Source organism: Olivibacter sp. LS-1 (genome assembly GCF_008245145.1).
Taxonomy (GTDB): domain Bacteria; phylum Bacteroidota; class Bacteroidia; order Sphingobacteriales; family Sphingobacteriaceae; genus Olivibacter; species Olivibacter oleidegradans.
Genome location: NZ_CP041643.1, coordinates 1,638,410 through 1,661,478, shown reverse-complemented (window position 1 = coordinate 1,661,478; position 23,069 = coordinate 1,638,410). Strand labels below are relative to the sequence as shown.

Below are 23,069 nucleotides of genomic sequence, written 5' to 3'. Positions count from 1 at the left end.
TTAATACCCTGGGTTTTGTTTTAAATTAGGCTCCACCCTCAGTACCGTTTGATGGAAAGGCCACAAGTAATTATGTGGTGCAAAGTGACGATCTTCGATTTTCAACGACACCATTTTTCCATTCACTAAACGTGTGTGTCCGAGTGCAGGCTGGCTCAATACTTCCTCAGCAATGCGCCAACGAAGTATATCCTCATAACGAAGCCCCTCTCCTGCAAACTCAATGCGTCGTTCGTTGCGGAGTAATTCAACCCATTGTTGTTGTGTATAAGCGCTGTAGGCAGGTAAAGTTACATTAGCTACTGACATGTCTAAACCCGCACGTTCACGCACCAGATTAATACAGCTTTTCGCCAGCTCGTCGATTTGACCCAACATAATTTTCGCTTCCGCATAAGTTAGTAGGACCTCCGCGTATCGAATTAAACCGAAAGTCAGGGTTCCGTCTCTAAACGCATCGGCCTCCGATACAAACTTTCGAAACCAATACCCCGATTTACTGGCGCGTTGATTTTCATAGAACATCGGATTGCCGGGCGTGTAGATATCAATTTTTTCTCCATAAAAAGTATCACCGGGTCCCATAATACTAGCAGCATAACGTGGATCCCGATTCAACCCCGGATTGAGTTCATATTCTTCTTTTGTATGCAATGGACATTGATCTATCGGACGTCCCTGTAAGGTCCAGTAAGCATCTACCAGCGATTTCAAAGGCACTGCATATGATTGACCATTCCCTGTTCGGAAATGTGGCCCAAGATCGCGGAATGAATAAGTCGCTGCATTTCCCACGCTCTCCCGTTCCATATGAAGAATAAATTCCTTGTTTTTTGTATCACCTTCGTATTGAAACAAATCGCGATAGCTGCTATACAATTGATATTTACCACTATCCATGATCTCCTTTGCCAGTTGGGCGGCTAATTCATAACGTTCGTTGAATAAAGCATAGCGCATAATCAAGGCTTTAAACGAGTATCGATTAAACATGTATTTATTAGTCGTATATTCATTATCGGGCAACCGATTCGCTACCTCAACAGCCATGCTGAATAAGTTATCCAATACTTGGGCCTTTGGGGTAGGAGCTACTTTGGATCCCTCAATCGTAGTTGGTTCCAACACAAACGGAATATCTCCCCAGCGCATAACGGCTTCAAAATAATGCCAAATGCGTAAGCCTTCCAAAATGGCTTTATATCTTTGCCTTACCGCTTCGTCCTCTACATAAGGCACATTGATATTTGCCAGATACGTATTTATCCGACCGATATGCTTCATATGAATGGTCCAATAGTATTCAAAGGCCCTTGTATTACTGTTAAAGGTACCGTTCGCTATGCGTTGATGATGGTCACTTTCGGCGCGACTATACGCATTATCCGATCGAGCATCTTTCATGTAAGACAATAAACGACGATCACTCCGATTGGTAAAAACATCCAGGTAAGTGCTATACACCACCCTGCGTAAATCATCTTCATCTACAAAGAACTCTTGAAACGTTGTTGCTGTAGGATCCGTTTTGTCCAAAAATTTCTCGCAGCCACACGCTATATAACTTAATAAAATCAGTATAAATAATTTCCTTTTCATCTCTTATTTTTTGTTGTCATTGAAATAACGCTCACAGAATTGTGGCACGAAGGCCGATACTATAAATAGCCATGCGTGGATAACTTCCATTACCACCGTTCCTCTCTGGTTCTAAACCTTCCCATTTCGTGAAGGTGAAAGCATCCTGCGCATTTAGATAGATCCGCACATTTTGAATTCCCTTAACCAATCGAGGGATGGTGTAACCCAGTTGGATCATTTTGATACGGAAGAAGGCCGCATTACTTAGCCAAACATCGCTGAGTACTGCATTAGAACTGGCACCGGTCCATACTCTCGGAAACCGGCTATTCGGTGTTTCGGGCGTCCAACGGTTATCCATGTATTCCTGACGAGGTGTGCCGAAGCTATTATTTGTACCATCCATTAGTACAGGATAGCCCTCCAAGCCGCTCACCCATCCAGTGCGCTTGCCTACACCTTGTCCCAACACCGTAAAATCCCAGCGCTTATAACGCAGATCTATATTGATTGCATAGTTCATGTGCGGAAAAGGATCGCCCAAGTCTACCCGGTCCATCTCGTTGATGATACCGTCACCATTTTGATCGATATAACGGATGTCTCCCGGCAGGGTATTCGGTAATTTAGCTGTTGTATTGTTGACCTCTTCCTGGTTTTGAAAATAACCGTTGCTTCGGTATCCGTAATAATTATCTAAGGCGATTCCAGGATACCAAATCTTATTCTCATTGTCTTTAAAAATTAATGTATCATTTGCTCCGTATCCAGCTTTTAAGACTTTATTACGATTATCAAACAACATTCCTCCAATGGTATAGCTAAAATCACCTAATTTATCAGACCATTGCGCGCTGATTTCCCACCCCCTATTTTCAACTTCGCCAATATTGACAGCCGATTCGAGGTTATTAGATCCTGTAAGCGGTGGCACCGGAAAACGTCCATAGATAAGATCGTATGAATGCTTATTGTAAATTTCGGCTGTTAAACTAAGGTGATCGTTCAATGCAGTCAAATCTAACCCAACGTTCCATTGCTTTTGCTTTTCCCAGGAAAATTCGGGATTAGGTACACGCATCGTCCAACCCCAATCATTTACATTTTCCTGCCATAGATAGGGGTCTACATTTTCATTTCCAATGCGTCCATATGAAAACCGCAGTTTGAGATTCGTAATTGCTCCTGATGAACGTATATTGTCAAAGAATTTTTCATTTTGGGCATTCCATGCGATAGCAGCAGAAGGGAACATTCCCCAACGATGCCCTGGAGCAAACTTGCTGCTACCATCCGCCCGGGCCGTAACCTCGACGATATAACGATTATCGAAAGCGTAATTTACCTTACCAAAAAAAGAGGCCTTGCTAACTTCCCTATAATCCGTGTAGTTATAATTCATAATTTCTGAACCTGCAATCAGATAGAGCTTATCCTTTTGCCCCCTTAGATCTTGTTCGTAATTAATATTCGCCCGTGCGGTAAGTTGGCTCACACTTACGCCCTGTTTTGCGCCAACATAATTGGCCCAGGTGGCTGCAGGTTTACCGTCTCCATCATAAAACATAAAAGTAGAGCGCTTAATTTTGCTCGCCGACTTATTAATGGTATAAGAAACATTTCCTTCCAAAAACAAATTACTTTTCAAAAAATACTTGGGTCGCAAGTTGATCGTGCTTACATCGTACATATTATTTCTTCTTCCTCCATGCGCAATAGAGGCCAAGGGGTTTAGGTTATTATGTAAAATATAATGCTCCGGTTTATCCGACTCATAAAAAACAGGTTGAGTTGGATTCATCTTCCAAGCATCCTCATACAACCAATTTCCACTGGGATCATCATCAATATCGCTGAGTTGTAACCGGTCCACTTGCAAGCGATGTGCGTAAAAATCAGCCAATAGCACAAATTTGTCTGCTACATTGATATTGGTATTAAAGCGGGCACTAAACTTCTCCGACCCTTCGTACTGATTAAGGCCGCTTTCGTTAATATAGCCGAGCATCAGATTAAAAGTCCCTACACCTCCGCCACCGGATATACTGGCTGTAACGTTCTGTGCATGCGCCCGCTGTTGCATGACTTGGTCCAACCAGTTTATTTCCGTATACTGCCCTTGATCAGCTAAGGCAATTTGCTCATCTGTAAAAAGCAGCGATTGCCCCTGTGCCCGATGGGCCTCATTATTTAAGCGCATATAATCCGCTGCCCTTACAAAATTGGGTTTATCAATAGGCTCATTGAATGAGGTCCAAGAATGTAGGTCGACCTTAAACTGACCGGTTTGGCCTCGTTTCGTTTCAATAATGATAACTCCATTGGCACCACGCGATCCATATAAAGAAGCTGAAGCAGCATCTTTTAGGACGTTGATGCTTTTAATCTGATTGGGATCAAGGTCGGTCAGGCTCTGCTCCATGCCATCTACGATCACCAAAGGTTCGGCGCCTTGCAAAGTACCGACCCCTCGAATGGAAATAGTCCCCGGCACACTTCCCGGCATATTATTACCTTGCATTAAAGTAACACCCGGCAAAGTACCACTGAAGGCCTCCTGCAATTTAAAAATAGGCCTATTGGTTGCTCTATCCATATTCAATTCGGCAACAGATGACGCGATATGTCTCTTCTCAATCGTACTGTAACCGGTTATCACCACTTCCTCCATTTGTTTATCCTCTTCCTCCATCACCACGTCCACTTTGATGCGGCCTTTCGTGTTCACTTCCACGGAAGCAAAGCCCAATATGCTAAATATGAGTGTTGCATCACTCGGAACTTCTATCCTATATTTACCGTCCTCATCGGAAATCACACCGATATTCGAGCCCTTTACTACAATCGTCACTCCTGATAAAGGTTTTCCCTTTGCATCACGTACCGTACCATCAACCATGCTTTGTCTCTTCTTTGAGCTATTCTTATTATCAAGAAGTGATATATACGTTGTTTCAATTTTCGATACGATGATGTTTTTCTGCATAATCTCATATGATAGCCCCTGCCCTTGCAGCACTTGCTGCATCGTTTCGTTTATATTTTTTTTCGAAAGTGTTACGTTAAAAGGTCGGGTTTTCTCCAACAAATTAGCATCAATTAAAATGTTGTAGCCGCTCTGCCTACGGATTTCTCGAAATACATCTTTTAAAAGGGCGTTTTTTCGATTGAGATTAATGCTTTGTCCATAGATCGCAGCTTGAGCGTGGAGGGCGAGGAACACTAGGATCATAATCCCCTTCATAATCAGGAAAAGTCTAAATCGTTTGCGCATAGCAATAGCGCAAACAAATGCAGTATAATTTTTATACATTTGAGTACAGGTTTATTAATATTAGGTCCTTAAACTTAAATTGATGAACATGGCGGCGACAGGTCGCACGATCAGGGGCGGTGGTGCGCTCCTGATCTCCTTACCTTCGCACCATTTAGGTTAGCTTAATTCATAACGATTACCCTCCTTCCTTTAATGGTGAAACGTGCTATTTTCGTTTTTTCAAACCCGGCAAGTAATTGTCGGATATCCTCTGCTTTGGAGATGGTCCCATCCAATCGTTTCCCTTCAAAGTTCCCTTTATATTCGATTTCTACATCATACCATCTACTGATTTTTTTCATTACACGCTCCAAGGGTTCACTGTTAAAGAAAAAATTGCCATTCTTCCAAGCTAATGTTTCTTCCAAATCAACGGATACTATTTCCGTTTTTTCGGCTGTTAAACTGGTCTGCGCCTGCTGCCCCGGTTTTAGAAGATGTCGTTCCTCTCCTCTTCTAACCTGCACACTCCCTTGTACCAACGTCGTTTTTATCAGCTTATCATCGGCGTAAGCACAGACATTAAAATGCGTCCCCAACACATCAATTTGTACACCTGCTACATCAACAACGAAGGGATTACTCTTATCGGCGGCTACTTCAAAATAAACCTCTCCTTTCATGGATAGTCTCCTTTCGTTTTCACTAAAAACAAGTGGATAACTAATGGAAGAGGCACTGTTTAGCCACACCTTCGTACCATCCGGCAATACAACCTGATATTCACCGCCAGTTGGTGTAGCGATGGTATTCAAAAGCTCTTGATTACTTTCTTTGCTTTTTTTAACATCAGACGCGTAAATCAATCTTCCCCGGGTAGCGCGTATATGCATGTTTCCCTGCACAGCTACCTCTTTATTAGCCGTGCTATCCAGCGCAATACAGGTACCATCTGCCAATGTTAAAATTGCTTTCTTTCCGCCGGGAGTAATATTACTTGACGCAACACTTGAAGTTTGCCAATTCGTTGAACCATTATTAACATAACTTAAAAACCATCCGCCAAACAAGACCAAAATCAAACCAATAGCAGCCGTCGCAACTAGAAGCCATGGTCGTTTCTTAGGGTGCCGCTTCCTTTGAAAAGATAGGTGCGCCGATTCTTTAAAACGACTATCCTGAATGATTCCCTGATAAATCTCATCACTGGGGATCGGCATATCTGTCGTCAGGTCAAGCTCATCCATAATGCTTACTATAGCCTCGTCTAACACTTGTTCGTGCCCCTTTTCGTGAAGATAGTCCACTAAAACCCGATAGTCTTCCGGAAGTAAATTGTCTTCTAAATAGGCCGTAAGTAAGAGCAGCAAGCGATCTTTCGTCATTAAACTATATAAAAATGATACTATTGTAAGGGTAAACGCATGAAAGCCGAAAGAGGGTAGGGTAAGATTAAAAAAATTATTTTCGCCACAAAAGATAGACAATCAAAACCGAGTAAAAGATGTCATGTTGTGCCAAATATAATCGCAGGTTTTTTAAGGCGCATACCAAGTGATATTTTACGGTATTTTTAGATATCCGTAGTTCACTGGCAATTTCCTCATAAGAGAGCCCTTCGGTTCTACTAAGTTCAAACACCAGTTTTTGTTGTTTAGGCAATCTATCTAACGCCTGTTGCGTGATCTGTCGTAGATCATTCAGTAAGATTGTATCCTCTGTTTCTGTGCTTAGGTGTATCGAAAATTTTGTCGCTTCTTCCTGCATTCGTACTACAACCGTAGATCGTCTGAAGGCATCAATTGTCAAGTTCCGTGCTTTGGCAAAAATATAAGGATATAGTGGTAACTCGTCCGACAAATCGTTTCTGTGAATCCATAAATTTAAAAAGGTTTCTTGGGTCACTTCTTTACTTAACTCAATATCTTTAAGAAACGCATAGGCAAAGCGAAATACGGATTGATGACACTGTTGATAAATGAGCTGAAAAGCCTGTTCATTTCCGTCACGAAGCTTCCGGATAGTCAACGGATCTATTATTGGCGGCACAGGCATAATCGATCATCAATAATTAATTAGTCAGCACAAATTAGCGGATATTTTTTTATTATCAAAACTTTCCTTTTATTTCGAAACGTTTCGTTGAAGGGAATTGCTTACCTACAAAGCAATCGCTATTAAAATTCACTTGGACTTTAATTGATAACCTTAATATCTCACGTCCATCCGCTCGGAGAAAACACCAACGATAGATTATTGCGTACTTGGCTAGGTATATATAGCAAAAAGGTTCTACTTTTGAAGCAGAACCTTTTAAGACTATCCTACATGATACGCTCTTATGTCTGATTTTGATCAATTAATGCATCCACTTCTGCGTCTCTAAGCCAACGGTTGTATTTTCGTATTTCATCAATTCTACCACGAAAATAATTAGATGAACCTGTATGCGACCCCTCATAATTATAACTATAACCCATTTTCTGAGGTGGTTCCTGAGGGTCTAGTATTCGATCGCTCTGATAATAATTAGTTAAAACAATATTGCCATCAACTAAAACTTCAAGTACCGACTTGTTCTTCGACCAGCGGACAACGATATGCTGCCATTGTTGGCACTTAATGACCTTCGGTGTCGTCGGCCAAATATTTTCATTTGTCCAATAGAGTGTCATGGTGCTATCGGGGTTTATAAACATATTATATTCCCGAGCACTGAAGTTATGGAAATAAGCTTTTATAAACAACGGATGAAGCTTTTCAAGATCATCCAGATTGATCCAAAAGGCTAAACTTCCTTCAGCTTCACCCAATCCTGCTCCTATATCCATGCCTTGTCCATACAAACCATTATTTACCATTCTTAGCGCCTTATTGGGTACATTAAAACGATCGGCACCAAAAGTGGCCTCTTTGATGTCATAAGTTTCATTACTGACTTGATCTATGCTGTTTCCGCTAAACGGAAAGTAGTAAACCAAGCCGCTGTCAAGATCAACAACGGGATCCATGTCTCCATTTCCCTTGTCGCAACTGTTGATCAGTAGGGTTACGAACAACACGTTCAGCAACCATACAAAATAGCGATAGCTTTTCATAAAATTATTTGTATCTATAATTGTGTTGCTACACCCTGTTTAATAGGATAGCCTTTAACGCGGGAGAGCGTTTAATTCGCACAAAAAGCCAACCACAACCTCAGCAGATTTTGTCGGTTGGCAATAATTGTGCAGAAGCGTTGATCAATACACGCCTTTTAAGAAATAAATGAAAAATATGCACAGTCCGGTGCATGTAGGTATTGTCAAATCGACCTTTGTGCTCGATTATTTTAGTGTATAAAAGTGATTAGAACATTTAGGGCACCAAAATTTTCTCTTGTAAAAAGGCAGAAATAGCTTCACAAATCTGTTGCGGGGTATACGATAATCCGTAACCGCGCCACACCTAGGACATTTTGCTTCGCTTGCGAAGGTTGCAACCTGTTGCATGGTTGATGTATTTAAAATAAAAGATTAAGTTAGGGAGCGAAGGGTGTTATCCTTCTGAAATGTCCGTTCGTTATATACTGTATCGCATCACATGACTGTCAAAAGACAACCAAACTCAGTCAACGCAAAAACGTTTCAAATCAAATGACAATACCAAATATGCAACAAACAAAACTTAGTGCTAAACTAATCATTATATCACAAATACACAATTATAATGTGCAATATTGAGAAATACACCATTATCACCGAAGTGAGATATCTCAACACGATTAACACCATACCAACCTGATCCAGGAAGGTAGATTGCTACATTGCAAAAAATTACAGATGAAGTAAATGAAATAAAATCAGCTTCCGATAGCGCTCACTTTAAACCCTATACGCTCCAGCTGCCCCTTATCTAAAATATTCCGTCCGTCAAATATATGCGCAGGTTTAAGCATTGCATCATAAATTTTTTGCCAATCATAATCCTTGAATTCATCCCATTCTGTCAGTATAGCTACTGCATGTGCATCTTGACAGGCTTCATAAGGATCTTGTACTACATCAACAAGCAGCTGGTTTTCTTCTACAGTTCTGGTATTTAGATAATCTAAATCGGCATACATTTGATCGGCAGAAACCTTCGGATCATACACGGCAATCTTTGCTTGCTCATAAAGTAAATGATCTGCGACGTAGATAGCGGCAGACTCGCGTGTATCGTTTGTGTCTTTCTTGAAGGCCCAACCTAAAAAAGCGATCTTTTTTCCGTTCACTGTATTATAAAGCGTCTTGATAATCTTATTGGCAAAACGCCTCTTTTGATGATCATTCATAATAATCACCTGTTCCCAATAATCGGCAACCTCATTTAAGCCATAACTTCTGGCTATATATACCAAATTGAGAATATCTTTTTGAAAGCAGGAGCCTCCAAACCCTACGGAAGCTTTTAAAAATTTTGGACCAATTCTACTATCCGTTCCGATAGCGCGGGCAACCTCTCCAATATTGGCTTCTGTAAATTCGCACAGTTCAGATAAAGCATTAATAGATGATACACGTTGAGCCAAGAAAGCATTGGCAGTAAGCTTCGACAGCTCAGAAGACCATACATTTGTCGTTAGAATCCGCTCTTTGGGCACCCACCGCGCATATATGTTCACAAGTGCTTCTATAGCTTGTTTCCCTTCCGCATCTTGATCACCGCCAATCAGCACGCGATCGGGTGTTAGCAAGTCATCAACAGCGGTGCCCTCTGCTAAAAATTCCGGGTTAGAGAGTATCTGGAATTTGACATTATTCCCGGTGTGTTTTAGGATATCCTTCAAAGTGCTAGCTGTACGGACGGGCAAAGTTGATTTCTCTACCACAATTTTATCACTTGTGCTTACGCGAGCGATTTGTCGGGCACAAAGCTCAATCCATTTTAAATCTGCGGCCTGCCCCTTACCTGCTCCGTAAGTCTTAGTTGGTGTGTTCACCGAAATAAAAATCATGTCGGCCTCTTTAATAGCACGATCGACCTCCGTTGTAAAAAAAAGATTCCGACCACGCGCTTCCGCCACTATTCCACTTAATCCCGGCTCATATACCGGTATATTTTCCACATTAGGATCGTTCCATTTATTAATACGTGATTCATTCAGATCCACTACCGTAACCTGAATATCCGGACATTGTTTGGCGATGACCGCCATGGTTGGGCCGCCAACATAACCGGCACCTATGCAGCAGATTTTTGTGATGTTCATTGATTATTCTTTATAAGTTAAGGTTCTTTGCTGTTTACTTCTTCTTCCACCACTTATTTGATTGCTCCTCTTGACCATAACTTCCATAAGCATATCCATAGTAGCTATAACCATTCCCCCTCTTTCGCACATCATTGAGGACGATAGCGTAATTTCCCAGCCTTCTTTCCCTTTTCATATCTTCCGGTAACGCAAGTAGGTTATATGGTGTGTAATGAGCACGCGTCACGAACACAAATAAGTCAGCGTAGTTACTGAGCAGCTGGGCATCTGTCACCGCACCAATCGGTGGTGCATCAATAATAATAATATCAAATCGTTCTCGTGCGACTCTAAACAACTCTTTGGTACGTGCTTGCATAATCAATTCGGACGGATTGGGAGGTATCGGCCCGCATGGCACAAAATAAACATTCCCGGTACTATCCACCGGTCGCGCAATATCGTCAAGCGTCAACTCCTTATTTACCATAAAATTGGATATCCCTTTTTGCCCAACTTGCGTCTGATAAGTTTTAGACAATTTTGGCTTACGGAGGTCAAATTCCATGAGTAGAACTTTTTTATCCGACTGGGCGAAGACACTGGCTAAGTTTAGCGAAATAAAAGATTTTCCTTCTCCCGGCATACCGGAAGACAGGAGCACTACCTTACGCTCGTCTTCTGCCAAAAGGAATTGAATATTGGTACGTAGCCCTCTAAATTGCTCGGCCAATATCGAACGTGAGGAACTGAATTCCAACAAATCGATCCCCGACGTATTATGACTAAGTTCCGCTATAACAGGCGCCGAAGTCCGCTCTTCAATATCCTTACGACTCTGCACCCGTGTATTCAAACTATCTTCCAAGAAAATCTTGCCTGTAGGAATTAAAAGGGCCACAACAAAACAACCTAGATAAACAAAGGTTGACTTTGGACTAAAAGGTTGTTTATCTGCCTTAGGCCGATCTAAGATGGTAATCCCCGCAATACTGGATGTGTTCCCTAAAGCGGTCTCTTCCCGCTTTTGCAACAAAAACAAATAGAGTTCCTGCTTTAACTGTTGCTGTCTCGACAAGTCGAGAAAAGCACGCTCCTGCGCGGGTACCTGTCGTATATCGCCACGAATCGATCGTGTGCTGCGCTCAATTTCCTGCTTATTGATTTCCAGAGAACGTCTCGTGTTCTTGATGTAATCAAAAATATTTTCCTTTACTGAAGTAATCCGCTGATCTACATTTTTTATAATCGGATTGTTCGGTCGATATCCCATCAGTAAGCGATCGCGTTCTAGAATGAGTCCATTATAATTCGAAATCAGCGCGTTAAACGCCTGGTCTGACGATTGCCCATTACTCAATACATTGCCGGATATCAAGCTTTTGCTTCCGGGTACGTTAAGTAATGAATCTACTGCATCCATTACTTCCATCCGTATTTGCACATCATCTAGCTGTTGTCCATATTCTTTATTGCTCTGAAGCATAAGTTGAGATTGCGCCGATATGTTAGTCAAACCCTGCCCTTGCATAAATTGTTGAATTTTTTGTTCAATACTCGTCAACTCTGTGTTTACCAAAATAATGCGTTGGTCAATAAAGGAAATCGTACTATCTGCTATTCGGCTTTTGTTCTGAATATTCTGCTTAATATATTGATCGATGTAACGATTTAGCACATACTCTCCTTTGGATTTAAGGGCGCAATCCATCTGTAAATCAATAATTGTGGTTAGCTTATTACTAATATTCGTTGTAATGGTTGATCGTAACGAAGAAACCGCATCATCAAAAGGCAAAACCTTAATCTTGTATTCTACGTCTTCTACCGCCGCTTTGGATTCGCCATTTTTCTCCATAGTGAAGGAGCCATAACCTGCTAATTCGAATGGACTATTGAAAGGGATCTTCTGTAGAATCTTTTGTTCTCCATTACTTTCGTAAGATAGATTGAAAAAGGCACTGTCATAAGGCTGCATAGTAAGCAGTAAAGCCCGACTAATGGTGTCAGTTACGCCGTTGAAAACGAGCTTGTAAGGCCCTTCAAAAACTTCTACATCGCGCAAGGGCTCTTCCTTAAACCACATAATATTAAGTTTAAAGTCCCTTACGAGTGCCTCCATCAATGAACGTATTTTCAGAATCTCCGATTGATTGTCTACACCACTTGTAGTTCCAAGTAAGCTCTCAAGATTTAATTGAGCTGCCGAAGGGGTGGATTGCTGGTCATCTTCGATCAGTATTTTTGCTGCTACATGATACAAAGGGGTGGTGTAATACCGGAGATATACATAGCCTGCCACAAAGCACAGTAGTAAACTCAAAAGAAATAACGGCCATAATCTTATTAAACGTAGTAAATAATCTTTATAGCTGAATGCAGACTTTCGCTTCGATTGAGATGTTACTTCCATATTATATGTATTCATTGATCGGGTTCAATTAGAGTCGTGTTATAATAAGTGCCGCAGTGGATAATAATGATGCAATGATGGCTATCACACTGAAGCGAGAAGATTCAGCAGCAGCTATTTTACCCTTACTAGGTTCCACGTAAATAATATCATTTTGCTTTAAGTAGTAATAAGGCGATTTAAATAATTGCGAATCGTTTAAATTAAACTGCACGAGTTCCTTCCCGGTATTCGTCTCACGTATCAATAGCACATTCTCCCTCTTCCCATATATAGTCAAATCTCCAGCTAAGCCAATCGCATCTAAAATTGTTACTCGCTCTGATGGCATCGTATAGCTCGAAGGTCGGTTTACCTCTCCGATTACAGTTACCTTAAAATTAACAAAGCGAACCTGCACAGTTGGATCCACAAAATATTCGTTAGCCTTTTTACGAATTAGATTACGTGCTTCATAACTGGTTAATCCTTCTAGTTTAATCCTTCCCAATACGGGCAATTCTACTTCTCCCTCTTTATCTACCACAAATCCTGTTGCTCGTTGTTGACCACTTCCGGGGCTCGCTATGCTATTATTAGTTGCGGCATCGTTCACTTGTGAAGCAGCGTTGACATCGGCAGTTTGTATGGTAATATCCAAGATGTCATCTTCTTTTATTTTCAGTTCTGTATATGCTGCTTGTTCGATCTTATTATATTCTGTCTTAGGAATATTTTTAAAATAAGGAATGGTCTTATTACTCTGGCAAGCAGTTGCCAAAAACGCTATTAACACTAAAAAAAAACCAATGCGCATTTTTTTCATATATATCTTCTTATCCTGATTAATTATTTTATTCATTGCGTAATCGAGCGTTAAAAAATACGATAGCTAACACCAAGGCTAAAGCCGACATTGTCGTAAAAATCACCGGCATCCCAAGCGATTTCGCCGTTAATCCACCACTTTCTATTCAAAACATAGCTTACACTTTGTAAACTGTAAAACTGCTTATATGTACTATTTACATACTTTTCGATCGCTGTAGCCCCCATGAAGTGCACGTTATAAGTGAGAAGCGTTTTGAAGCTAAAGTGCTTGAAAGGTGCATACTCAATTCCCAGATGCCCACCTACTACGCGGTTACTAATAATGTTTGCCTTCCCCATAATCCTTCCTTCACGACCTTCGTCTTGCTGCCAGTTAAAGGGTTTCACAGGCAGAAAATGACTCCCTCTTACCCGGTTCAGAAACAAGGGGGTTCCAATGATCATATCTTTATATTCCCAACCGGTTTTATAGATTCCATTGTTGTAATAGCTTTGCTGTTCCTTTCCATAGTCTTCCATCTGTTTGGTATGGATAAACTCAACGAGCACCTTTCTTATTTTCCATTTCGGTTCTTTAAAAGTTAAGCTAAGGCCAGCAAGGCGGTCGATGTTACGGATATCGATACCCGTACCACTTTCAAAAAATAGCTGATTATAAAAATGCCAATAACCATAACCACTTTCCAAATCGAAACCACCTTCCAGCGTTCCACGCTGGTCTCCTGCACGATTGGGGCGCAGTATACTATTTGATGGTAAACTGCCATCATTTGCCTCTTTTACAAGGAAAACATCCCAAAAGCCCTTCCAGCTTCTATCTAATGAAAACCTTCCCCTCTTTCCACCCCATTCACCAAAGTGAACAACCCCACCAAATAATTTCAATTTTCCTCTACCAACGCGTAAATAAAATGCCTTTTCGTGTAAATAGGATTCGTAGTAACGATCTTTCCCCATCCAACCGTGACTGATTAAACCTTTAAATTGTACCCATCCGTTAGTAAAGGGAATTTCTTTATACGCAGGCACTGCAATACCGATTTTTGGAATAGGTAAGGCATTAGCACTCAGTCCCAAAGAGCCTGTCGAAAGCGTCGGGTCGACCTCCCCAAGTACTTCACGATATCTTCCTCCCCGAAGCTCCCAACCCTTATAATTAACTTTCACATTTCCTTCTACAATCGTAAAACCCTCAAAATGATTATGATTATAGACATCTAAGGTATAATTCACTCGAAAATCCCCATTTTTTGACGCATGTTCGTTAGCGAGGTAGACATTTGTCGAAACATCACTTTGCCTATCCTTAATCGTTCCGTATCGGTTTGCAACTAACCATAGTGGTAAAAAATCTTTCGAGGCTACCGTCGTTATCGTACCCACAGAAAGTTTTAGTGAATCTTGCCAACGCTTTACTGAATCCTGCGCCGCCACTATTCCAATACATCCCATGCAAACTATCAATAAAAAAATTAAGCGTAATGCCATTTTTTAGTCCTTTCTTTTACACCGATCATTTCCAATAAGCGATCCTCAAAGTTTCGCATAATCCTTTCCTTCGAAAGATGTTGCATCGCATACTCTCGAGCAGCGTTACGATAACTTGCTAAATCTTCACTCAACATCCTATTCAAACCGTCTACGAGTGCTTGGGTCGATTCGGGTTCTACCAACACGCCCAATCTACCTTGGTCCACGATGTCATATAGGGAGGTGTTAGGCATGGCGGTTACCAAAGCGCAACCACCTGCAGAAAATATACCCGTCAACTTGCTCGGCATAACCAAATCGGCGGCCGATTTTTTCTGCAATACTAAGTGAATATCAGCTGTAGCTAATAAAGCGCTTAATTTTTCGTACGGTTGCAGCGGATAAAAGAACACATTGTTCAGACCTCTCTCGCTTACCGCCTTTTGCAAATTTTCCTTATTACCACCTGATCCGACGATCAAAAAACGAATAAAATGGTTTTGCTTAAATGCTTCCGCAGCCTCAATAATAACTTCCAGCCCCTGCTTTTCTCCTAAATTTCCGGCGTATAGAATAACCTTATCATCCATTGGAATATTCCATTCCTTACGCAACGACTCGTTTATCGACAGCGGTTTGATAGCCGTTTCGTCTACCCAATTGGGAAACATAATAAATTTTTCTTTCGGGACGCCTTTTGCAAGGATCTTTCGCTGCATGCCTAAGCTAATGGAGGATACCGCATGACTGCTATTAAGAAGATAACGTTCAGATTTAAACATCCAATCCAATAAGCGCTTATTACGGATCATACCAAGATCTTTCGCAGCATCGATTTGCAGATCCTGAATATGTGTCAATAAGCGTGCTTTCTTTATTTTCGCATACAATAACGCAAAGAAGCCCAAATGAAATGGTGGGTTAATATTGATGACCACATCATACTTTTTCTTTAACAGTAAACCAAACCATTTTGGCAATACTGAACCTAAAAAAGAAAATTCATGCAGAATGCGTTTCTTTGAGGTAACCTCTTTTGGCACATATAAAGGTACTCGGTAAACGGTTACACCATCAATAATCTCTTTGAACCATTTTTTTCCTTTGTAGGCTGGATGGATATCCCATTCCGGATAATAGGGAGGTGCCGTTACTACAGCAACCTCATGCCCCTGAGCAGCTAACCAAGCACCCATTTCACCGGTATATTTTCCAATACCGGTAAGCTCAGGGTAATAATTGATACCAAATATTAATATCTTCATAGCATTTCTATTTGGAATTTTGTTTACTCACTAACTCCTTTGTCTTCAAGACAATGAAGTATTCATAGATAGACTGTAGTGTAGCATAAGTAGTTCCCGCTATGCCATCTAGAAAGGCTCTCCTCCACAGCACCATATACAGCCACTTAATAAATGGGCGTCCTGGCATTTTATAGAATAAGCCCTTTTGGTGATAGCGCTTTTCTGTAAAATCCTTACTGAACAGCGCTTTTTGTAACGAGAAGTTGGTACCTTTTCCCATGTCTTCCAAGCGCATTGCTGCCTCCATATCGGCGTAACTCAAGTGCCGTTGCAACCAGTAGCGAAAACCTTTGCTAAAGGGATAATGGTCGAGGTATCCGTGTAATCGGCCTACCGGTCCATCCGGCAAAGACACCGGGTTGACCAAACGTTCGTAGCGCATTTTATCCGGTCTAAAAAATCGGAGATAAAAAGGAGATATCTGAGCATGTTTTAACCAACGGCCGTTCCAGGCAAAATCACGTCGTTGAATTTCATAAGCCACTGCATCTCCTTCCTGGTCGAACGCCATGAGTGCTTCCCTCAAACCCGTTGATACCCGCTCATCAGCATCTATATAAAGAACCCAAGCGTACTTAAAGGGAATATTGGCCAGACCCCAATTTTGGTGTGCCGACCAATTATCAAATTTACGTTGCGTAATCTTAGCACCGGCCTGCCGGGCGATTTCCACGGTACGATCTTCGCTAAAAGAGTCGAAAACATGGACATCATCACACCAGGCTACCGAAGCTAAGCATCCTGGCAAATCTTGTTCTTCATTCTTAGTTAAAATCAGTACAGAAATCATATTTAACAGCTTTCAGCTTTCGGCTATCGGCCACTAGTCACATAGCTTTTGGCAGTATGCTTTAGGCCTTAAGCGTAGGCTTATTCATTATTTCTTGTTTATTTATCAGCTTTCGGCTATCAGCCATCAGCTGTCAGTCACACTGCCTACCAGGCAAGTTTATCATTCATACACTCTATTAATCACTAATCTTCAACTCATTATCACATTGGCTCATCATCACATCGGCTCATTATTCCTTGCCCTACTCAACAATTTCTCGACTCAACGATTTACAACAAGCTAATTAGCTAATTGCTCCATTGGCTCATTGACCATTACCCGCTCCTTCAAGGGCTTACACGGATGTCCGGCGCAAACCATCCATGCGGGCATATCCTTCGTAACTACTGAACGTGCTCCAATGACGGCACCCTCACCAATAGTAACCCCTGGGTGTATAAAACAATCCGCGGCGACCCAAGCGCGCGCGGAAATAACAATAGGCAGGGTATATAACGGATGCCCTACCTTGGTATAATCATGCGTACCCGTACAGACATAAGAACCCTGCGACACGATGGCACGATAACCAATTGTAATCATCCCTTGTGAGTATAATTCGGCTCCGCTAGCAATACCACACTCATCCTTCAAATCCAGATTCCATGGGGCCCAAATCTTTACCCCGGGATAAACATGCACTCCTTTACCTACTTTAGCGCCAAAACATCTCAAAATAGCCGCACGGTAAGCATGAAATGGTCGGGGCGAATATTTAAATAATAAGGCATAAACAAGGCTCCAAAGCACCCGCATCAAACGGTTACTTAAGGAAAAGGACGCTCCTACGTACGTATCATTATTATATACTTTAGTCATAATTCAACGCTTCTTTTAAACGCTTCGCGGCCATGCCCACGGTAAAATACTTATGAAATGTTCGCTCTGCGTTTCTTCCCATTTTTATTTTCTCGTTTGGATCTAAGTGTGTCCAGCTATGGAGTAAACGCTCGACGCCTTTCTGTGTATTATCCACCACGATCCCTCCCCCTTCTCTCTCAATTTCTCGCCATATGTTCACTTGATTGCTAATCAGGACCGGCTTCTGGCAAGAAAGAGCTTCTACCACCGCTATACCAAAATTCTCCTGATGGCTCGGTAACACAAAAGCGCCGCAACCGTAAAAGGCACCCCATTTCAAACGCCCTGTTAACATATCCGTAAAAATGATATCAGGATCTTTAGCTGCCAGTTCTCGAATTTCCCTTCCATAAGGTGTATCCAAACCCGGCCCGGCTATAACCAAAGGAGCTAATGAATGCGTACCTGATTGCTTAAGGTTTAAATAAGCATTTACCAACAAATCCAATCCTTTTTTGGGATGAATTCTGCTAATGAATAAGAAATAACCATCAGAAGTAACTTGGGGAAAAGCAATCTTAAATTCGTTAGCCATTGCCTCATTTTCCTCTAAATCTTTTTCCACTCCTAACCCTACAACAAGTTCTTTTTTGGGCTTATAGCCATTAAATGTCTCATGAGCCAAAGTCTTTTCCATCTCACAAGTAAATAATAGCCCTTCCGCTTTTTTAATCAGCCGATTTTCAACCAACGACCAAATGAGTTGATTTCTAAAGGCTTTCAGTTTTCGGCCAGCTGATTTTTGAAAGTAAGGATCCAACATACCATGGGGCATTACGTAAATTTTCGTGGCAGTAGCCGCAGGCATACTTTTCAGGATAGCATAGCATTGAAACTGCCAGAGACCATGAACAATGACATTTTCGTATGCGTCCAGATTTTCTTTAAGCCAACTGATCAATTTAGTATGGTAATTCCAAGATGTTGTTCCTTTACCTATTGTAATTAGTTCAAAGTCCGGATAATCTCTTTTTATCTCTTCCTCATCTAACGAAACAATAGCACTTGAAATATTGTAAAACTTTAGTCCCCTTACCATGGTTTTAACAGCTTGGCTAACGCCCCCGGCTTTAGGATCCATAGTTGAAATAACATGTAAGATTTTTGTTCTCATATTATAAGATGGATAAAGCATTTTGCACCATATTTCCCATAAGTAGTTTATCCTGGACAATTCGCTTCGATTGCATGCCCATTGCTATCAGTTCTCGTTGCATAAGCTTCGACAGCGTCTCTTTTAACTCCTCGATATTATTTAATAAAATTCCATTCCGATCATGCTCTATATAATGGTACTCCACACATTGTAAGACTGCCTCGCTCCGTTTAAATGTTAAAATTGGCTTTCCATATGCCATGGCTTCAACAACCGATAAACCAATCCAGCCGGGCTGATAATAAATATCGGCAATCGAAAAAAGCTCATCCTTTAGTTGCTTTTCATACACTTTTCCATAATCATACACATTCTTATAAGGTAAAAAATCAGGCTTATAAGCGCCTTCACCTATAATGATAAAGCCATATTTCCGAGGGTCCAGCAATTCAATAGTTTGAATCAGTAAATCAAAACGTCTATAGGGATTATCAAAGCGGGCACAGTAAATCAATAAGATGTCCTCCGTGATGTTATGCTTTTTCTTAATGCCTTTTAATTCATCTACATCGTAGTGCGTATCCAAAACCTTTTCAACACCGGAGATCGTATTGTTCAGCGCAACGATAGCCTTATCGGGAAAAATTGCCTTCCATTGAACAGTCTCTTTTTCCATATAAACCCAAGCGCCATCTGCCAGCTTCAACATTGCCATTAAAAGCCGGTTTGGATGTACCTCCTCCACGAGATAGCGTTTTACAGAAATACCCTGCCCCCAAAGAATAATTTTTTTACGGTGGAGCGGTTTCGTAATCAAAAGCAACCAAGTACTGATTTGCGCAAAGTCCCACATCAACACTAATGTTTGATACTGTTTACTGAGTAAGGGAAAAATATTAAAGAGCAGAAATTTTTTCAACTTAATACTTTTCAAGCGTTTCGTTATCAACTGGCTCTCTTTGAAATTGCGGTTACTCGTACTTTTCATGTCTTCATAAGTGAACACATCACAAGCTAATCGTTCTTTTATATAGCGATAAAAGTCTTCCCTATAATGAGGTACCGAAGGGTTCACAATTGCAATTCTCTTTTCCATTATAACTGTCTAGTAACCGCCAATAACATCCAATATGTAAAGGATGGGATACTCACCGTATCCAGTAGGTATCCTTCAAAAACAGATGTCACCAATATCAACGTCAGTAAAGCCAAGAAAGCCAACCGCTTAAAGTTGTGTGTATTTAATAGATCCGTAAAAGCTGAAGCCATCACCCCAAACAGGCTCCGGAAAAAAAATGCAGCTCCCAAAACACCTCCTGCCACGATGGCAAACATATAGGCATTTGTGCTAGCACCGCTTCGTCCTTTCCCAATCAATGGTAATTCAGAGGCATCTTCGTAAAGTTCGCGCCACGTCTGCTCTCGGGTATTTCCCCGATCGGCATAATCCAACGACTGCATAGTTAGGTTAGCCACCAACAGCATTGAAACCAGCGCTAACAATATCATAAAAAACGGTTTGAAAGATGAATTTTTCATCCCTACCATGAAGAAAATGAAAACCCCGGTGGCTACTCCTAGCATGGATGTACGAGACATTGTCAAGAGACACGCATAGATACCCACTGCAAAAGCTATCAAGAAAATAGAGCGTCTCTTCCACTTCCGTTCTTTCCATAAAAAGACAAAAGCGAGGATCGTTTCAATAGACGCGCAGATTCCCATAAAATTGGGATGAGCCGTCACTCCAAATAATCGGCCTTTCCATATGACATGCCCTATTCCTGAAACGTGTATAAGCACGTTCAATGCGATGAAGAAAAAACTGCCCCAGAAAAAAGCTGCTAAAACGGAAAACCCCTCTGCTCGATAAATGGGCAAATTGGCCACTACCTTCAAGAAATAAATAAAGGTGATGATACCGAATAACAAACGTATCAAAAACTCCGTCGCATTATTCTGCCGTGAAAATTCGGTTAACAGAATAATGACTTGGAAGATAAAAAAATACGGCAAATAAGATTTCCCACCTTCTTTTTCCATTTCTGTCGGCACCCGGAACATAAATCCAATACTCAACAGCATCAAAAGCAACACGATGGGTACAGACAGTGTCTGGAGAAACTGAATATAGGAGGGAACGGAATAATCCAGTGCTAGCTCCGGATCCGGCGAACGGAAGGAACTAAGGAAGACCACTCCGATCATACAGAGGTAAATCACTAATTTATTTCCGTTCTCTTCCATATATTATATTACTATAAAGCAGTCTCAACTTCAGCTGCAAAATGATCCACGCTTTTCAATTCAACAAAATCCCGAGCCTTGCTAACGAAGTTATAGTGGCCACTGGCAACGGTAATTTGTCTGCCAATTTCCCCCGGCGTAACCTCATCGACTAACAGACCAAGTTGATACGTGTTAACAATATCCTTTAATAATCCTTTACCCGTTGTAATCACCATTTTATTGGAAGCAGCGGCATGGCCGAGAATTCCACTGGAAGCTTCTGCGTTTTTATAGGGAATCACCACCGCATAACACTGGTTAAAAAGACTTTTCATCATGGCATTCGGTACAAAACGATTATCCCAAATAATAGGTACTTGCGTTTTCATGCGAAGCTCATTAAGTGCCAATTGAAGTTCTTCTTCCTCTTGGCTGTTCCCCGCCTTTCCCACCAATAGAAACACCACTTTCATCTGCACTTCGGGCTTTAAATAGGTGGCGGAGTTCACAAATTCGATCGTTCCTTTCCGGTCACTCAAACTTCCAATATGTAAGTATATTTGGCGATCTTTCGAAATACCATAATGTTCATACACACTGAAAGCTTCCAACGGTTCTATGTTTGGAATAGGGTCAGCCAACGTCTTAAAAATGGAAGTTTTAAATTTCCTATTCAGAAAAGAAACTGTTTGTTCATCGTTCAAAACAAAAACACGATTCACTTTTTTGTTTCCTGTATAACCTTTGGTAATTAAATATTTGCGCAAATATTTAATCCGCTCCTTTAAGCTTCCTCGATGCATACGATAAAATTGAAGGAATAGGATACCACTTACGCTGTAGCTTGGCGTGTAAAAGATTAATGGTAATTGCAATAAATTGAAATAGAGAAAGCAGACATGATCCGCCCCTACTTGTAAAGCATATCGATGGGCTAACCGATAAGTATTAAAAGACATTTTCACCAGCCCTCGACCTTGGGTTTTCTCAAATTCATGTAGACTAACACAGACAAGGCGCAAATTGCGCGCTTCTTTTATCTTAATCGCAATTTCAGGAAAGCGTTCTTCAAATTGAGGGTGTACCACAAAAACGTAGTTGTGCCCATCTTCTTTTTCTCGAAGATAATTCACCATATGGTCAATATATTCTACGTGATGCCCCGTAATCATAATATCGAAGAATAATTTCACCATACTATCTTGTTAATTTGAATTTGAATAAGCTTAAATACAAGTTCATTAATGCGATGGCTGCATGGAATTTATTCGGTATTCTGCCAAACAACTGCCTGAGAGACCGTATACGTTCGTCATATACTGGCGATGTTTTACTGTAAGAAGCAGAAATTCGGTCGCTGCTATGCCTCACATAGGTATAAAGTGCTTTTGGCACATAGGCAATACGCATCGACATAAGGGCAGCTTTGAGGAAATAATCAACGTCTTGATTTCTTTTCAATCGCACATTCCAGCTAATCTTATCAGCTAAGTCTTTTCTGAGTAAAGGTGAGCCACAACCGAAAGAACCGTGTGTTTTAAGTACTTTCTTTAACTTATGGGCATTGGAATGATAAACCTGCTCATTTGTATCTACATAGATCATTTGAAAATCACAGAGGCCGAAGTCGGCACTTTCTAACTCCATGCTGTGGATCTGCTCGGAGAACTTATTCGTGTCAATTAAATCATCGCTGTCCAAAAATTGAATAAAAGCCCCCTTAGCCTGTAAAAAACCATAATTCCGAGCAGCGGGCGCTCCCTGGTTTGACTGCGTAAAAACTTTTACTGTAAAGAGCTCGTTCTGCTGGCTTTCCCTAAACCGCTCAAGCACAGAAAGCGACGTATCCGAAGAGCCATCGTCTACCAGTATTATTTCCAATGGGCGATATTGATTTGCCACGAGGTTCTCTAAAGTAACACCGATAAAATCTGCTCGATTATATACGGGTACTATAATAGATACTAATGGCTTTTTTATCATATCTTTCGTCATAAGG

At 41.1% G+C, this 23,069-nt stretch carries 17 protein-coding genes; all 17 read right to left on the bottom strand.

The window, feature by feature from the left end:
* The 17 genes from FKG96_RS06700 to FKG96_RS06620 all read right to left on the bottom strand — a co-directional run bounded on the left by FKG96_RS06700 (position 1) and on the right by FKG96_RS06620 (position 23,065).
* Positions 1-1,599, bottom strand: a complete 1,599-nt coding sequence (locus FKG96_RS06700; RefSeq protein WP_130856147.1) for a RagB/SusD family nutrient uptake outer membrane protein — start codon at positions 1,597-1,599, stop codon at positions 1-3.
* Positions 1,600-1,630: 31 nt separating this feature from the next.
* Positions 1,631-4,894 carry a SusC/RagA family TonB-linked outer membrane protein gene (locus tag FKG96_RS06695; RefSeq protein ID WP_207303755.1) on the bottom strand — a complete coding sequence of 1,088 codons (3,264 nt, stop codon included), beginning with the start codon at positions 4,892-4,894 and terminating at the stop codon, positions 1,631-1,633.
* 125 nt (positions 4,895-5,019) lie between these two features.
* Positions 5,020-6,222 (bottom strand): FecR family protein, encoded by a 1,203-nt coding sequence (locus tag FKG96_RS06690; protein ID WP_130856146.1) that lies wholly within the window; start codon positions 6,220-6,222, stop codon positions 5,020-5,022.
* Between the two features lie 76 nt (positions 6,223-6,298).
* Positions 6,299-6,892, bottom strand: coding sequence for an RNA polymerase sigma factor (locus FKG96_RS06685; protein ID WP_130856145.1), 594 nt, complete (start codon positions 6,890-6,892; stop codon positions 6,299-6,301).
* Positions 6,893-7,176: 284 nt separating this feature from the next.
* Entirely contained in the window at positions 7,177-7,935 is a 759-nt protein-coding gene (locus FKG96_RS06680; protein ID WP_130856144.1) for a LamG-like jellyroll fold domain-containing protein, read from the bottom strand.
* Between the two features lie 743 nt (positions 7,936-8,678).
* Positions 8,679-10,070, bottom strand: a complete 1,392-nt coding sequence (locus tag FKG96_RS06675; protein WP_149105275.1) for a UDP-glucose 6-dehydrogenase — start codon at positions 10,068-10,070, stop codon at positions 8,679-8,681.
* Positions 10,071-10,104: 34 nt separating this feature from the next.
* On the bottom strand, positions 10,105-12,480 hold the full coding sequence (locus FKG96_RS06670) for a tyrosine-protein kinase (protein ID WP_130856142.1): 2,376 nt from the start codon (positions 12,478-12,480) through the stop codon (positions 10,105-10,107).
* A gap of 13 nt (positions 12,481-12,493) precedes the next feature.
* On the bottom strand, positions 12,494-13,306 hold the full coding sequence (locus FKG96_RS06665; RefSeq protein WP_242627193.1) for a polysaccharide biosynthesis/export family protein: 813 nt from the start codon (positions 13,304-13,306) through the stop codon (positions 12,494-12,496).
* Between the two features lie 14 nt (positions 13,307-13,320).
* Positions 13,321-14,763 (bottom strand): capsule assembly Wzi family protein, encoded by a 1,443-nt coding sequence (locus FKG96_RS06660; protein ID WP_130856141.1) that lies wholly within the window; start codon positions 14,761-14,763, stop codon positions 13,321-13,323.
* Positions 14,748-16,010, bottom strand: coding sequence for a WcaI family glycosyltransferase (locus tag FKG96_RS06655; RefSeq protein WP_130856140.1), 1,263 nt, complete (start codon positions 16,008-16,010; stop codon positions 14,748-14,750). The genes FKG96_RS06660 and FKG96_RS06655 overlap by 16 nt, the downstream gene beginning before the upstream one ends.
* A 7-nt stretch (positions 16,011-16,017) precedes the next feature.
* Complete coding sequence (locus FKG96_RS06650; RefSeq protein WP_130856139.1) at positions 16,018-16,842, bottom strand: glycosyltransferase family 2 protein; 825 nt, start codon at positions 16,840-16,842, stop codon at positions 16,018-16,020.
* Between the two features lie 282 nt (positions 16,843-17,124).
* Complete coding sequence (locus FKG96_RS06645) at positions 17,125-17,703, bottom strand: WcaF family extracellular polysaccharide biosynthesis acetyltransferase (RefSeq protein WP_130856138.1); 579 nt, start codon at positions 17,701-17,703, stop codon at positions 17,125-17,127.
* Entirely contained in the window at positions 17,696-18,859 is a 1,164-nt protein-coding gene (locus tag FKG96_RS06640; RefSeq protein WP_207303754.1) for a glycosyltransferase, read from the bottom strand. Before FKG96_RS06640 ends, FKG96_RS06645 begins: the two co-directional genes overlap by 8 nt.
* A gap of 1 nt (position 18,860) precedes the next feature.
* Positions 18,861-19,937 carry a glycosyltransferase gene (locus tag FKG96_RS06635; protein WP_242627192.1) on the bottom strand — a complete coding sequence of 359 codons (1,077 nt, stop codon included), beginning with the start codon at positions 19,935-19,937 and terminating at the stop codon, positions 18,861-18,863.
* Positions 19,937-21,088, bottom strand: coding sequence for an O-antigen ligase (locus FKG96_RS06630; RefSeq protein ID WP_130856136.1), 1,152 nt, complete (start codon positions 21,086-21,088; stop codon positions 19,937-19,939). The genes FKG96_RS06635 and FKG96_RS06630 overlap by 1 nt, the downstream gene beginning before the upstream one ends.
* 11 nt (positions 21,089-21,099) lie before the next feature.
* Positions 21,100-22,266, bottom strand: a complete 1,167-nt coding sequence (locus FKG96_RS06625; protein ID WP_130856135.1) for a glycosyltransferase — start codon at positions 22,264-22,266, stop codon at positions 21,100-21,102.
* A 1-nt stretch (position 22,267) separates the two neighbouring features.
* On the bottom strand, positions 22,268-23,065 hold the full coding sequence (locus FKG96_RS06620) for a glycosyltransferase family 2 protein (protein WP_130856134.1): 798 nt from the start codon (positions 23,063-23,065) through the stop codon (positions 22,268-22,270).
* Positions 23,066-23,069 lie beyond the last annotated feature (4 nt).